9 protein-coding genes are annotated in these 13948 nt (G+C 66.1%); 6 read left to right on the forward strand and 3 right to left on the reverse strand.

The genetic code is table 11. From position 1 onward, the window contains the following. The first annotated feature begins 62 nt into the window (after positions 1–62). Together F1C10_RS06310 and F1C10_RS06315 are read left to right on the forward strand one after the other, a co-directional pair. Positions 63–1883 carry an NAD(P)/FAD-dependent oxidoreductase gene (locus tag F1C10_RS06310; protein ID WP_258043107.1) on the forward strand — a complete coding sequence of 607 codons (1821 nt, stop codon included), beginning with the start codon at positions 63–65 and terminating at the stop codon, positions 1881–1883. Positions 1884–2000: 117 nt separating this feature from the next. Beyond that, a complete protein-coding gene (locus tag F1C10_RS06315; RefSeq protein ID WP_185209663.1) occupies positions 2001–3128 on the forward strand; it encodes a zinc-binding dehydrogenase in 1128 nt (375 codons plus the stop codon). Between the two features lie 18 nt (positions 3129–3146). Here the strand turns inward: F1C10_RS06315 and F1C10_RS06320 are convergent, their stop codons facing one another. Beyond that, positions 3147–3803, reverse strand: a complete 657-nt coding sequence (locus F1C10_RS06320; protein WP_185209664.1) for a sulfite oxidase-like oxidoreductase — start codon at positions 3801–3803, stop codon at positions 3147–3149. Between the two features lie 122 nt (positions 3804–3925). On the opposite strand from F1C10_RS06320, the gene F1C10_RS06325 reads away from it, so the two are divergent. From F1C10_RS06325 to F1C10_RS06340, 4 genes are all read left to right on the forward strand, one after another. Then, the gene (locus F1C10_RS06325; protein WP_185209665.1) at positions 3926–6241 is read left to right on the forward strand and encodes an FdhF/YdeP family oxidoreductase; all 2316 of its coding nucleotides are present in this window, start codon (positions 3926–3928) and stop codon (positions 6239–6241) included. Positions 6242–6845: 604 nt separating this feature from the next. After that, a complete protein-coding gene (locus tag F1C10_RS06330; protein WP_185209666.1) occupies positions 6846–7379 on the forward strand; it encodes a (2Fe-2S)-binding protein in 534 nt (177 codons plus the stop codon). Further along, complete coding sequence (locus F1C10_RS06335; protein ID WP_185209667.1) at positions 7376–8389, forward strand: xanthine dehydrogenase family protein subunit M; 1014 nt, start codon at positions 7376–7378, stop codon at positions 8387–8389. The genes F1C10_RS06330 and F1C10_RS06335 overlap by 4 nt, the downstream gene beginning before the upstream one ends. Positions 8390–8400: 11 nt before the next feature. Continuing rightward, positions 8401–10674 (forward strand): xanthine dehydrogenase family protein molybdopterin-binding subunit, encoded by a 2274-nt coding sequence (locus tag F1C10_RS06340; RefSeq protein WP_185209668.1) that lies wholly within the window; start codon positions 8401–8403, stop codon positions 10672–10674. A gap of 48 nt (positions 10675–10722) precedes the next feature. Here the strand turns inward: F1C10_RS06340 and F1C10_RS06345 are convergent, their stop codons facing one another. After that, positions 10723–12510, reverse strand: coding sequence for a DUF885 family protein (locus tag F1C10_RS06345; protein ID WP_258043108.1), 1788 nt, complete (start codon positions 12508–12510; stop codon positions 10723–10725). A gap of 124 nt (positions 12511–12634) precedes the next feature. Continuing rightward, complete coding sequence (gene uvsE / locus F1C10_RS06350) at positions 12635–13792, reverse strand: UV DNA damage repair endonuclease UvsE (protein ID WP_185209669.1); 1158 nt, start codon at positions 13790–13792, stop codon at positions 12635–12637. Positions 13793–13948: the final 156 nt, after the last annotated feature.

A 13948-nucleotide genomic window follows, 5' to 3' on the forward strand; every position in this document is an offset into this window, starting at 1 on the left:
CGCTACCTCTCCGCCGATGGCCGAGCCATAATGCGTTCCAAAGATAGGAACGGAGAGGCAGGATGACACTCGAGTCGCAGGCGGTGCACGGCGCGCCCGACATGACGCTGGATTTCGATCCGACAGCGCTCAAGGCCAAGTATCTCGCCGAGCGCGACAAGCGGCTACGCACTGACGCGAACGAGCAGTATGTCGAGATGAAGGGCAAGTTCGCCCATTATCTCGAAGACCCTTATCTCGAACAGCCGATCGATCGCGCGCCGCTGGCGGACGAGAAGGACGTCGTGGTGATCGGCGGCGGGTTCGGCGGGCTGCTCGCCGGTGCCAAACTGCGCGAGGCGGGCATCGCCGACGTGCGCATCATCGAGAAGGGCGGCGAGTTCGGCGGCACCTGGTATTGGAACCGCTATCCCGGCGCGGCGTGCGATATCGAGAGCTACGTTTATCTGCCGCTGCTCGAACAGACGGGTTTCGTGCCCGAGCGCAAGTACAGCCAGGGCCCCGAAATCCGCGCCTATTCGCGGCGCATCGCGGAAACGTACGACCTTTATCGCGACGTGCTGTTCCAGACCGAAGTCACCGACATGCGCTGGGACGAGGACAGCCGCCGCTGGACGATCTCGACCAACCGCGGCGATGCGATCTGCGCGCGCTTCGTCGTCATGGCCAACGGCCCGCTGCACCGCCCGAAGCTTCCGGGCATTCCGGGCATCGAGCAGTTCGAGGGCCACACCTTCCACACCAGCCGCTGGGACTACGACTATACCGGCGGCGACCAGAACGGCGGGCTCGACCGGCTGGGCGACAAGGTGGTCGGCATCATCGGCACCGGGGCGACCGCGGTGCAGTGCGTGCCGCACCTCGGCGCGGCGGCGAAGGAGTTGCTCGTCTTCCAGCGCACGCCCTCCTCGATCGACGTGCGCGGCGATCGACCGACCGATCCGCGATGGGCGCAGGCGCTCACCCCCGGCTGGCACCAGCACCGAATGGAGAATTTCAACACGCTCGTCTCGGGCGGTTGGGCCGAGGAGGATCTGGTCAACGACGGGTGGACCGACATCATCCGCAACCTCGGCATGATCGCGCGGATGAAGGCGGCGCGCAGCGGGGCGCAGAACCCCGACGAGCTCGTCCAGCTCGCCGATTTCCAGAAGATGGAATCGATCCGTGCGCGCGTCGACGAGGTCGTCACCGACAAGGCGACCGCCGACGCGCTCAAGCCGTGGTACAACCAGTTCTGCAAGCGCCCCTGCTTCCACGACGATTACCTGCCGACGTTCAATCGACCCAACGTGTCGCTGGTCGACACGGGCGGTCAGGGCGTCGAGCGGATCACGCGCGACGGCGTCGTCGTCGCGGGCAAGGAGTACAAGCTCGACTGCCTGATCTTCGCGACCGGCTTCGAGGTCGGGACGAGCTATGCGCGGCGGGCGGGCTACGACGTCCACGGCATCGGCGGTCGGACGCTCGAGGAGAAGTGGGCCGAAGGCGGCAAGACGCTGCACGGGATGACCGTGAACGGCTTTCCCAACATGTTCATCTTCTCGGTCGTCCAGTCGGGCTTCACCGCCAATTATCCGCACGCGCTGCTCGAGCAGGCGGGCCATGCCGCACACATCATCGGCCACGCCCTCGCCACACAGAAGTCGCGCGTCGAGCCGACCGAGGAAGCCGAGGAGGCGTGGACGCAGGAGATCCTCTCCGCCGTGCTCGATCGCCGCAAGTTCCTCGAGGATTGCACGCCGGGCTATTACAACGGCGAGGGGCAGCTGAGCCCCAAGGCGGCGAGCTTTTCGAGCTACGGCAAGGGCCCCAATGCCTTCTTCGCGACGATCAAGGCGTGGCGCGAGGCGGGCGACATGAAGGGGCTGACGCTGGCCTGAGCCTGCCCTGCCCGCCATCGCATTCCGCCACAGCCTGCCGTTCGCCCTTCCGTGTCGACATTGCTCGACACGGGGCGTGCGGTTGTGAACAAGGCACCACTGATCAAAGGAGCGACCATGACCGATCTGCCCGCCACCCACCGCCGCCTCGTATCCACCGTGACGAAGGACGGCCAGGCTCGCCTGTCGATCCAGGACGTGCCGCTGCCCGTCCCCGGCGACGACGAGGTGCTCGTCCGGGTCGAGGCAACGCCGATCAACCCGTCCGATCTCGCCGTGCTGCTCGCGCTCACCGATCCGGCGGGCTACACCCGGCAGGACGACGGCACCACCGCCGCCCCGCTCGCCCCCGCGGTGCAGCGCGCGCTGTCGGCGCGTGCGGGGATCGACCTTCCCGTGGGTAACGAAGGCGCCGGCACCGTCGTCGCGGCGGGCGCGTCCGACGCCGCGCAGGCGCTGCTCGGCAAGACCGTCGCGCTCGCCGGCGGCGGCTTCTACGCGCAATATCGCAAGGTGCCCGCCGCCGCGTGCATGATCGTGCCCGAGGGGACGAGCGCGGAGGAAGGCGCCTCGTCCTACGTCAATCCGCTGACCGCGCTCGGCATGGTCGGCACGATGAAGCGCGAGGGCTATTCGGGCCTCGTCCACACCGCCGCCGCGTCGAACCTCGGGCAGATGCTCGTCAAGCTATGCGCCGCGGATGGCGTGCCGCTGGTCAACATCGTGCGCAGCGACGCGCAGGCGCAGATCCTGCGCGATCTCGGCGCCGAGCATGTCGTCGACATGACGGCGGACGATTTCATGGCCAAGCTGATCGATGCGATCGCGGCAACGGGCGCGTATCTCGCGTTCGACGCAGTCGGCGGTGGCAAGCTCGCCGGCCAGATTCTCGCGGCGATGGAGCAGGCGGCGCTGCGCACGCAGAAGGCCGACGGCCCCTACGGCTCGCGCCAGATGAAGCAGGTCTATGTCTATGGCGGCCTCTCGACCGCGCCGACCGAACTGACGCGCAGCTTCGGCATGCGCTGGCGGATGGGCGGCTGGCTGCTGACCTATTTCCTTGAGGATATCGGGGCGGCCGAAGCCGCGGGGCTGCGCGACCGCGTCGCGCGCGAACTCAAGACGACGTTCGCCAGCAAATACACGCAGCGCATCACGCTCGACCAGGCGATCGATCCCGCGATCATCGCCGCCTATGGCAAGCGTGCGACGGGCGAGAAGTATCTCATCACCCCGCAGGCGTGACCTGATCCGGGCCGGGGATCAGCGATAGCGTTCCTCGGCCCACGGATCGCCGCGCATGTGATAGCCGTTGACCTCCCAGAAGCCTGGACGGTCGGCGCCGATGAACTCGATGCCGCTAATCCACTTGGCGCTTTTCCAGAAATAAAGGTGCGGGATCACCGCCCGCGCCGGCCCGCCATGGTCGCGCGTGATCGGCTTGCCTGACCAGCGATGCGCGATCAACGCGTCGGCCGCGGCAAAGTCGGCGAGCGGCACGTTGGTGGTATAGCCATCCGAGCCGTGCAGCATGACGAACCGCGCCTCGTCGCGCGGCTCGACGAGGTCGATCAGGTCGCGCGTGGTGACGCCAACCCATTCGTTGTCGTAGCGCGACCATGTCGTGACGCAGTGAATGTCGGACACGACATGCGCCTGCGGCAAGGCGAGAAACGCCGCCCAGTCGAGCGTCACCGGACGCGCAACCATCCCCTTGATGGACAAACGCCAGCGCTCGATCGGCACGTCGGGCTTGCGCCCGAGATCGAGGATCGGCCAGTCCTTCACCAGATGCTGACCCGGCGGCAGACGATCATCGCCGGTGCGCGCGGGCGCGTCGGTGATGAACTTGCGCTCGCTCGCCCAGCGCTGCTTCGATCGCGTCAGTTTGCTGTCCGCCGGCGGCGTTTCGTCGACCATTGCTCGTCCTCGTCCCCATCGCTTTGTCTTGCCGCGTCGTCGTGCCGCGCCGCCAGCGTACCAAGCAATCCGGCGATGATCCATTTGCGGGTCACATGCGTTAGGCTCGCGGGGCGGTCTGCATGTCGGCGGATCACGGCCGGAAGCCAGAAGGAAAGCACGTGACCGACGAGAGCGAAACCGTTCATTATTCCGGCTCGGCCGGCGGCTGGGGATCGATGCGCGGCATGGTGGAGACGTTCGCGCGCGAACGCCCCCGCCCCGCTGTGCTCGACACGCTCCGGCGCCAGAACAAGCCCGGCGGGTTCATGTGCGTATCGTGCGCTTGGGGCAAACCGGCCAAGCCTCACTCCTTCGAATTCTGCGAGAATGGCGCCAAGGCGACACTGTGGGAGAATACCACCAAGCGCTGCACGCCGGAGTTCTTCGCCAGGCACACCATCACCGAGCTCAAGCAATGGCGCGACTATGATCTCGAACAGGAAGGGCGGCTAACCCATCCGATGCGCTACGATCCGGCGAGCGACCGCTACGTCGAATGCAGCTGGGACGAGGCGTTCACCGCGATCGGCGCGGAGCTGAAAGCGCTTGATCCCAAGTCGACCGTCTTCTACGCCTCGGGCCGCGCCAGCCTCGAGACGAGCTACCTCTGGGCGCTCTACGCCCGCATGTACGGGCACAACAACCTGCCCGACAGTTCGAACATGTGCCACGAGACGACGTCCGTCGGGCTGAAAAAGGTGATCGGCTCGCCCGTCGGCACCTGCGTGCTCGACGATTTCGAGCTGTGCGACGCGATCTTCTTCTTCGGGCACAACACCGGCACCAACGCGCCGCGTCTGCTCCATCCGCTCCAGGAAGCGGTGAAGCGCGGGTGCAAGATCGTCACCTTCAACCCGATCCGTGAGACGGGGCTCGAGCGGTTCAAGAACCCGCAGAGCCCGGTCGAGATGCTGACGCCCAAGCACACCGACATTTCGTCGCTGTACCTGCAGGTCAAGACCGGCGGCGATATCGCGGCGATCACCGGCATGGTGAAGCATGTCCTCGCGGTGGAGGAACGCAGCTGGCGCGAAGAGAAGCGCCACATCCTCGACGTGGATTTCATCGCGCAGCACACCGCCGGCTTCGAAGCGGTCAAAGAGCATGCCGACGCGCTGTCGTGGGACGAGATCGAGCGCGAGAGCGGCCTCGCACGCGCGGACATCGAGCAGGCGGCGGACGTCTATATCGCCGCGCCACGCACCATCTTCATGTACGGCATGGGGCTGACGCAGCACGTCCACGGGTTCGAGAACCTCGCGACGCTTGTCAATTTCGCGCTGCTCAAGGGCAATATCGGGCGCGACGGCGCGGGCGTCTCGCCGATCCGCGGCCATTCCAACGTCCAGGGTCAGCGCACCGTCGGCATCTCGGAAAAGCCCGAGCTCGTCCCGCTCGACAAGTTCGCCGAACAGTTCGGCTTTGAGCCGCCGCGTGACGAAGGAATGAACACCGTCGCGGCGTGCGAGAAGATCCTCTCGGGCGAGGTCAAGGCGTTCCTCAGCCTCGGCGGCAACTTCGTCCGCGCGATCCCGGAGACGGAGAAGATGGAGGCGGCGTGGACGCGGATGCGCCTCACCGTCCAGATCGCGACTAAGCTCAACCGCAGCCACCTCATCAACGGCGAGGTCGCCTACCTCCTTCCCTGCCTCGGCCGGTCGGAGCAGGATATGCAGGTGACGGGCGCGCAAGCGGTGACGATGGAGGATTCGCTGTCGTGCATTCACGGCTCGCTCGGCAACATCACGCCGGCGAGCGAGCATCTGAAATCCGAGATGGCAATCGTCTGCGGGCTCGCCAAGGCGACGCTGCCGCCCAATCCCAAGGCGAAGTGGGACGATTGGACCGCCGACTACGGCATCGTGCGCGATCTGATCGAAGAGACGTATCCTGAGCAGTTCCGCGACTTCAACGCGCGTGTCTTCACCCCCGGCGGCTTCTATCGCGGCAATTCGGCGCGCGAGCGCATATGGAAGACCGAGAGCGGCAAGGCGGATTTCACCGTTCCCAAGACGCTGTCGGCGATGGGCGTCGGCGATGCGCCGGGGCGCTGGCGACTGATGACGTTGCGCTCGAACGATCAATTCAACACCACGATCTACGGCTTCTCCGATCGCCTGCGCGGGATCGAGGGGACGCGCGACGTCGTGCTGATGAACCCGGAGGATATCGCCGCCGCGGGTCTAGCCGAGGGGCAGACGGTGACGCTCGCAAGCGACGCGGAGGATGGCGAGACGCGGCAGGTCGGCGGGCTCGTCATCACGCCCTATCTGCTGCCGCGCGGCTGCATCGGTGCTTATTATCCCGAAACCAACCCGCTGATGCCGCTCTGGTACCACGACGAGGAATCAAAGACTCCCGCCGCGAAGGGCGTCCCCGTCCGCATCATCGCCTGACGATAAGGCGCGCGCGGCCAGTCTGTGCCGCGTGCGTCGCCGCGGCCGATACGAGCAACGGGCAGGCTGGCGCGAATTCGGCGTCAAAGGCGGTCGGCAACTCAAACCCTTAGCTGCCCGACCAGCTGGCCGATCGCGCGCGGCCGTCCCCTGCATCGATTATCGCCACGCCTTCTTCTGAGCCTTCAAAGCGACGACAAGGCGCAACAACCTTTGTTCGGCGGGGCCCGCTGCGGCCGACCAGTAACATGCGGCATGACTCAAGAAGTGATCGCGGTAGGGCATTAGACGCCTCACCGGACGTTTCGATACGCGCCTTACCCGATCTGCTCCGGCGCTGGGTGTTCTGCGACAACGGGCGGCGTCGCCTGCACATGGATCGTAACGGATCGCGTCCAACCGCAACGCTCGGCACCGGACCACCTTCGGCGTGCTGCGCCAAGCCACCGATCCACCGGTCGCATTTCCCGCAGTCCTTTTACGTACTACCGCCTTCCAAGCTCGCCCCCTCTTTTGCGCCCGGCGGCCTCCGCGGGAACACCGGCGTCGGACGTCGGTTGATCAATTCGACCGCCTGCCGCCCGGGCGCCAAGGAGATTCCCCGATGAACGAAGCTGTTACGCTCGAGCGCGCGGCCGCGGCCCAGGTCGCGGCGACGCCCATCGGCACGGTACCCGTCACGCTCACGATCAACGATACCAGGCGCGAGTTGACGATCGAGCCGTGGGTCACGCTGCTCGATCTGCTGCGCGACACGCTCGATCTCACCGGCAGCAAGAAGGGGTGCGATCATGGCCAGTGCGGCGCGTGCACCGTGCTGGTCGACGGCAACCGGATAAATGCCTGCCTGAAGCTCGCGGTAACGCTCGACGGCAGCAGCATCACGACGATCGAGGGCCTGGCGGATGGCGGTGAGCTGCACCCGCTGCAGCAGGCGTTCATCGATCACGATGCCTTCCAGTGTGGCTATTGCACGCCCGGCCAGATCTGCTCGGGAGTCGCGCTGATCAAGGAAGGACGCGCTACGACGCGGGAAGAAGTACGCGAGCAGATGAGCGGCAACATCTGCCGCTGCGGCGCCTACACCAATATCGCCGACGCGGTGCTCGACGTTCTCGGCAAGGGTGATGCACGATGATCCGCTTCGACTACAAGCGCCCCGACGCCGTCGACGCGGCGGTCGCGGCGGGCAGCGAACGCAACGCCGCCTTCCTCGCCGGCGGTACCAATCTCGTCGATCTGATGAAGGAGAATGTTGCGCGGCCGCTCGAGGTCGTCGACATCAATCGCCTGCCGCTGGGTGATATCACGGAGATCGATGGTGGCGGGCTGCGTCTCGGCGCGCTCGCGACGAACAACGACACCGCATACCACCCGATCGTCCAGCAGCATTATCCGCTGCTCGCGTCCGCGATCCTCGCCGGCGCCTCGCCGCAGCTGCGCAACGCGGCCACCAACGGCGGCAACATCAACCAGCGCACGCGCTGCTATTATTTCTACGACGTCGACACGCCGTGCACCAAGCGCAACCGCGAGGAGCGTTGCGGCGCGATCGGCGGCGTCAACAGAATCCACGCGATCCTCGGCGCGTCGGACAAGTGCATCGCCACCCACCCATCGGACATGGCCGTTGCGCTTGCCGCGCTCGACGCCGAGGTGCGCGTCACCGGGATCGGCGGCGAGCGGGTCATTCCGATCGGCGAATATCACCGGCTGCCCGGCGACGAGCCGTGGCGCGACAATACGCTCAAGCCCGGCGAACTCGTTACCGCGATCGATCTGCCGGCCGAGCATTTCACCACCAACTACACCTATCTCAAGTTGCGCGATCGGCTGTCTTACGCCTTCGCAATCGTTTCAGTCGCGGTCGCGATGCGGCTCGAGGAAGGCAAGATCGCCGATGTGCGCGTCGCGCTCGGGGGCGTTGCGCACAAGCCGTGGCGCAATGCACCGGCGGAGGATCTGCTGATCGGCGAAGCACCCGGCGTCGAGGCGTTTGCGACCGCCGCGCGCGCGATCACCGAGGGCGCGGTCGGTCAGGGCGACAATGACTTTAAGATCCCGCTCGCCCGCAAGGCGATCGTCCGCGCGCTCGGTCAGGCCGCCGCGGGCACGCCGCAATCGCAGACCGACAAGCGCATCGCCTGAGGAGCCGACCCATGAACGCACCAGCAAAGATCGGCACCAAGATCGGCATCGGTACACCGCTCAGCCGCGTCGATGGCCCCGACAAGGTAACCGGCCGCGCCAAATATGCCGCCGAATATCACATTTCCGGCCTGCTCTACGGCGTGGCTGTCGTCAGCCGCATCGCGCGCGGCCGGATCACCGCGGTCGGGGAGGACGAAGCACGCAGCGTGCCCGGCGTCGTCGATATCGTCACGCACGAAAATCGCCCCAAGCAGGCGTGGCTCGATCGCAGCTGGCGCGATGAGCTGAGCATCCCCGGCGATCCGTTCCGTGCCTTCGCCGACGAGACGATCCAGTTTGCCGGCCAGCCCGTCGCGCTGGTTGTTGCCGAGACATTCGAGGCGGCGCGCTTCGCTGCCAGCCTCGTACGCGTCAGCTACGAGGAAGAGCCGCACAACATCGATTTCGAGGCGTCGCTCGCCAAGCGGTTTCTCCCCTCGAAGCTCAATCGTCGCAATACCTTCCACCCGCCGAAGAACCGCGGCGACGCCGACGAGGCCTATGCGTCGGCGCCGAAGCGCACCGAAGGGCGCTATCACCTGGCACCCGAGCATCACAATCCGATGGAGATGCACGCCAGCACCGTCGAATGGCACGGTGACGGCACGATCACCGTCTACGACAAGGTGCAGGGATCGCAGAATACGCAGGCCTATCTCGCCAGTGCGTTCAAGCTCGGCGAAAAGAACGTCCGCGTCGTCAACGCCTATGTCGGCGGCGGCTTCGGGTCGGGGCTGCGCCCACAATGGCAGGTGCAGCTCGCGACGATGGCCGCGATCCATCTCGAACGCTCGGTGCGCGTCGTGATGACGCGCCAGCAGATGTTCACCCACGGCCATCGTCCCGAGTGCGTCTACGACATCAAGCTCGGCGCCGAGGACGGTGGTCAGCTCACCGCGATGATCAATTCGGCCACCACCTCCACCTCGCGGTTCGAGAACAATATGGAGGATATCGTCACCTGGGGCATGATGAACTACGCGTGCCCCAACGCCAGCGGCGAATATGCGATCGCCCCGCGCGACACCTATACCTCGGCGGACATGCGCGCGCCCGGCGCTGCGACAGGCATGGCGCTGTTCGAGATCGCGATCGACGAAATGGCCTATGAAGCCGGCGTCGATCCGCTCGAGATGCGCCTCGTCAACTATTCCGACATTGATGCGATGAACGAAACGCCGTTCACGTCAAAAGCACTGCGCGAGGCGTATCACGAGGGCGCGGCGCGCTTCGGCTGGGACAAGCGCTCGCCCAAGCCGCGCTCCATGAAGGAAGGGCGCGAGCTGATCGGCTGGGGCGTCGCCACCGGCATGTGGGACGCGCAATTCACCAAGCACAGTGCATCGGCGAAGCTGACGCCCGACGGCAAGCTCGTCGTATCGTGCGCCACGTCGGACATCGGCACCGGCACGTACACGATGATGACGCAGGTCGCCGCCGACACACTCGGGATCCCAATCGGTGACATCACCGCGAAGCTCGGCGACAGCGATCTGCCCGCCGCCCCGGTGCAGGGCGGCTCGTGGGTCGCGGCGTCAGCCGGCGCGGCAGTGCAGCTCGCCTGCCAGGGGGTCGCGAAGAAGCTCCTCGACGCGGCGGACAAGCTCGACGGCAAGCCGCTGCATGGCGCCAATTCGATCGAGGATCTGATCTTCGAGGACGGCCGCGTCGGACTGAAGAATGATATCCACAGCAACGTCGGCATCACCGAGATCATGCAGGCGGCCGGGCTGGACGCGATAGAGGTGGAGGAAACGGCAAAACCCGGCCTCTCCGACATGGCATCGATGATGCGCAAGTCGCGCAACACGCACAGCGCGGTATTCGTCGAGGTGCGTGTCGATGAGGAACTCGATCAGGTTCGCGTGACGCGCGTCGTCAACGCGGTTGCGGCGGGCAGGATCATCAACCCAAAGACGGCGCGCAGCCAGATCCTGGGCGGCGTCGTGATGGGGATCGGCATGGCGCTGCACGAGGAGACGCTGGCCGACACGACGCTCGGCAAGTGGATGAACCACAATCTTGCCGAATATCACGTGCCCGCACACGCCGACATCGCGGACATCGACGTCATCTTCGTCAAGGAAGTCGACGAAGAGGTGTCACCGCTCGGCGTCAAGGGATTGGGCGAGATCGGCATCGTCGGCACAGCCGCCGCGGTCGCCAATGCCATCTATCACGCGACGGGCAAGCGCGTCCGCTCGCTGCCCGTCACGATCGACAAACTGCTCGCACTCGACTGATCGCCCCGCCCCGGCGCGCCTCGACGCGCCGGGCGGCAGCTGCCAGCATCAGCGCTGCGCCGCAGTCCAGTCGGCGAGCTTCTTTTCGAGCACCGGCATCGGCAGCGCGCCGGTATCGAGCACTGCCGCATGGAAGGCGCGCGGATCGAAGCGCGCCGCCAGCGTGTCGCGTGCCTGCTTCTTCAGCCGCAGGATCGTCAGCTGCCCGATCTTGTACGCTAGCGCTTGCCCGGGGATGGCGATGTAGCGCTCGACCTCGGCGGTCGCGTCGCTCTCGGGCATCGGCGAATTGTCGAGCATGTAGCGGATTGCCTGATCGCGGCCCCACCCCTTCGCGTGCAGCCCGGTATCGACCACCAGCCGCATCGCACGCAGCATTTCGTCGCTCAGCCCGCCCATCCGCTGGTACGGATCGGTCTCGACGCCGAGCTCGGGATAGAGCGACTCGGCGTACAGCGCCCAGCCCTCGACGAACGCGGTGTTGCCACCGAAGCGCATGAACGCGGGTAGGCTCTCGTTCTCCTGCGCCAGGCTGATCTGGAAGTGATGCCCGGGCACCGCCTCGTGCAGGTACAGCGTCTCCATCCCCCACAGGTAACGGTTCGGCAGGTCGTAGGTGTTGTAGTAGAACACGCCCGGTCGCGATCCGTCGGGCGTACCCGACTGGTACGATCCCGCCGCGTCGGTCTTCTCCTTGAACGGCGGCACCGCGCGGATCTCGAGCGGCGTCTTGGGGATCAGCGCGAACTGCTCGCGCACCCGCGCGTCGACGCGCTTGCCGATCGCCTGATAGCCGGCGGCGACTTCCGCGGCGGTTTTGGGCTGGAAGCGCTTGTCGGTGCGCAGGTAGGTGAAGAATTCGGGCAGCGTGCCCTTGAAGCCGGCGCGCGTCTTCTGCGCCTCCATCTCGCCCAGGATGCGCTTCACCTCCGATAGGCCGAGCTGGTGCACCTCCTCCGCCTTCAGCGGCAGCGTCGTGCTCGCCTCGATCGCGTAATCGTACAGCGCCGCCCCGCCCGGCAGCGCCGAAAGCCCCACCGTGTCGCGCGCCTTGGGCAGATATTCGGTTTGCAGGAAATCGCGCAAGCGGCGGTGTGCCGGATCGAGCACGTCGCGCACCTGCGCCGCATAGGCCTTGGTCAGCCGCGTGCGATCCGCCGCGGGCACGGCATCGGGGAACTTCAGCACCGGCGCGTAGAACAGCGACTTTTCAACTGGCTCCGCGAGCAGATGATCGAGCTGCCCAACGACGTTGCGCACGACCAGCTTGGGCGCGGTGATGCCCTGCGCCATGCCCTCGCGCGCGCGCGCGATCATACGATCGACGACTCGGCCGTATTCGACGTTACGCTTCAGGTTGTTGTCATAGTCCGCCACCGTCTTGAACGGTGCCGCGCCCTGCCCCGAAGCAAATTCGGGATAGAAGGTCTGGAACCCCTGGAAGTGGTTGATCGGCAGCAGGTCCGCGATCCGCTTGATCGTGGGCGCATAGCCGCGCAGCTCGCGCTCGTTGTCGGTCTTGAACACGTCATAGGCGATCTGGTCGACGGGCGACAGCTTCGCGCGGTCGATCGTGCCAAGGGCGGCGAGATTGTCGACCAGCGCCTGCCGCTCGGCCGCGTCATATTCGGGCGTCAGATACGGGCTCAGCCGGTCGGCATAGCGCAGGTCGCCGCGGAAGATCGCGTTGAGCGGATTGCGCTTCAGCGACGCTTCGTCGCTGTCGGCGAAGATCTTGCGCAGCTTCGCGCCTTCCGCGTTCGTCGGCGCGGCCGGCTTGGCGGCGGTCGGCGCCTGCGCGCCGGAGGCGGGAACGGTGAGGGTCAGCGCGGGCACGGACAGAAGCAGAGCGATGGCGAGACGCAAGTGGGCACCCTTTCGATCGATGGATGCGCCGCCCTACGCGATCGTGCGCCGTGCTGGCAATCGAGTGCCTTACAAATATGACACACCCGCCGCCTCATTCGGCGGCAAGCAGCCCCTCGTCGACATCGGGCTCGTCCTCCGCGTCCGCGCCGTCGTCGAGCATCGCTTCGTCCGCGGCGAACGCCGCCGCATCCGCCGCAGTGATGCCGAAGCGTGCAGCGACATCGGGCGCGAAGCGTAGCAGATCGGGCCGCAGCCGCAGCAGGCTCAAATCCTTCGACTTGCCCTCCAGCATGACGTCGAAGAACAGCCCCTCCGCCATCCGCATGAAGGTCGCGAACTCGAACGGGTTGGTGAAGTCGGCATGCCCGGTCCAGATCGGCGGGCGCAGCACGGTCTTGATCCGCGCCGCCGCCTTGACCGGTGCCTTCAGGATCTCGTCGCTCTTGCGCGCCTTGCCGGCCTTCGCCGCCGCGCGCTGCTTGGGCGTGATCTTCTGCTTCACCTCGCGCAACTCGGTGCGCGGCGACGAGAAGTGAATCTTGGGCCGCACCCCCGCCGGCCACGTCGCCAGGAACCGCTCGAGCGTGTCACGCATGTCGAGCCGTTCCTGGTTGAGGCACCAGAAATGCTGGTAATCGAACACCAGCCGCACGCCCGTACGCTCGTGGATCCACAATGCGTCGGCGGCGGAGAAGCGGATATCGTCATTCTCCAGCACCAGCCGCCGCCGCACGTGCTCGGGGCACTGCTCCCACCCCTCGATCCAACGCGCGCGGCTCGCCGCATGATCGTCGTACACCCCGCCGACATGGGTGATCATCACCGCCTCGTCATCGAGCTCCATTCGGTCGAGCATCTCCGCCTGGCTCGACAGATCCCAGATGCTCTTGCGCGTCAGCTCCGGATTGGGCGCATTGAGCAGCACGTACTGCGAAGGGTGGAACGACAGGCGGATGTCGTACTCCTTCGCCTTGGCGCCGAACGCGCGCAGCTCGGCGTCGCTCTCCGCCACCATGTTGTGGAACTGCGGCATGTCGGGGTGCGTCGCATAGGGCGCGATGTCCGACGACAGGCGATACATGTCGAGCTTCTCGGCCTTGAGGTAATCGAGCACCGCGTCGAGCAGCGCGAGCGAACATTTGAGGTGCGGGTTCTTCTGCCAGCGGCGCGTGTCCTGCGATTTTAGATCGGGCCGACCCATCACCTTCACTGGGAAGCCCAGGCGGAGCGGGCGGCTGTCGTCGGTCATCGGGGGGCACCTTGCGTTTGCGATCGCTGGCAAAACGTTCCGCTGACGTCCGGGCTCCCTAGCGCCGGCGCAGCCATTGCCCGATGCGGAAGTGCTAGTGCTAATAACGACGATTGCGACGTACCTCCTCGCGCTCGCCCTATCCCGCCGCCACGG

It is taken from the genome of Sphingomonas sp. NBWT7, assembly GCF_014217605.1.
GTDB lineage: Bacteria > Pseudomonadota > Alphaproteobacteria > Sphingomonadales > Sphingomonadaceae > Sphingomonas.

Coding starts and splice junctions, on each gene's coding strand:
- F1C10_RS06310 (WP_258043107.1), top strand. CDS start 63: ATGACACTCGAGTCGCAGGCGGTGCACGGCGCGCCCGACATGACGCTG.
- F1C10_RS06315 (WP_185209663.1), top strand. CDS start 2,001: ATGACCGATCTGCCCGCCACCCACCGCCGCCTCGTATCCACCGTGACG.
- F1C10_RS06320 (WP_185209664.1), bottom strand. CDS start 3,803: ATGGTCGACGAAACGCCGCCGGCGGACAGCAAACTGACGCGATCGAAG.
- F1C10_RS06325 (WP_185209665.1), top strand. CDS start 3,926: ATGTCGGCGGATCACGGCCGGAAGCCAGAAGGAAAGCACGTGACCGAC.
- F1C10_RS06330 (WP_185209666.1), top strand. CDS start 6,846: ATGAACGAAGCTGTTACGCTCGAGCGCGCGGCCGCGGCCCAGGTCGCG.
- F1C10_RS06335 (WP_185209667.1), top strand. CDS start 7,376: ATGATCCGCTTCGACTACAAGCGCCCCGACGCCGTCGACGCGGCGGTC.
- F1C10_RS06340 (WP_185209668.1), top strand. CDS start 8,401: ATGAACGCACCAGCAAAGATCGGCACCAAGATCGGCATCGGTACACCG.
- uvsE (WP_185209669.1), bottom strand. CDS start 13,792: ATGACCGACGACAGCCGCCCGCTCCGCCTGGGCTTCCCAGTGAAGGTG.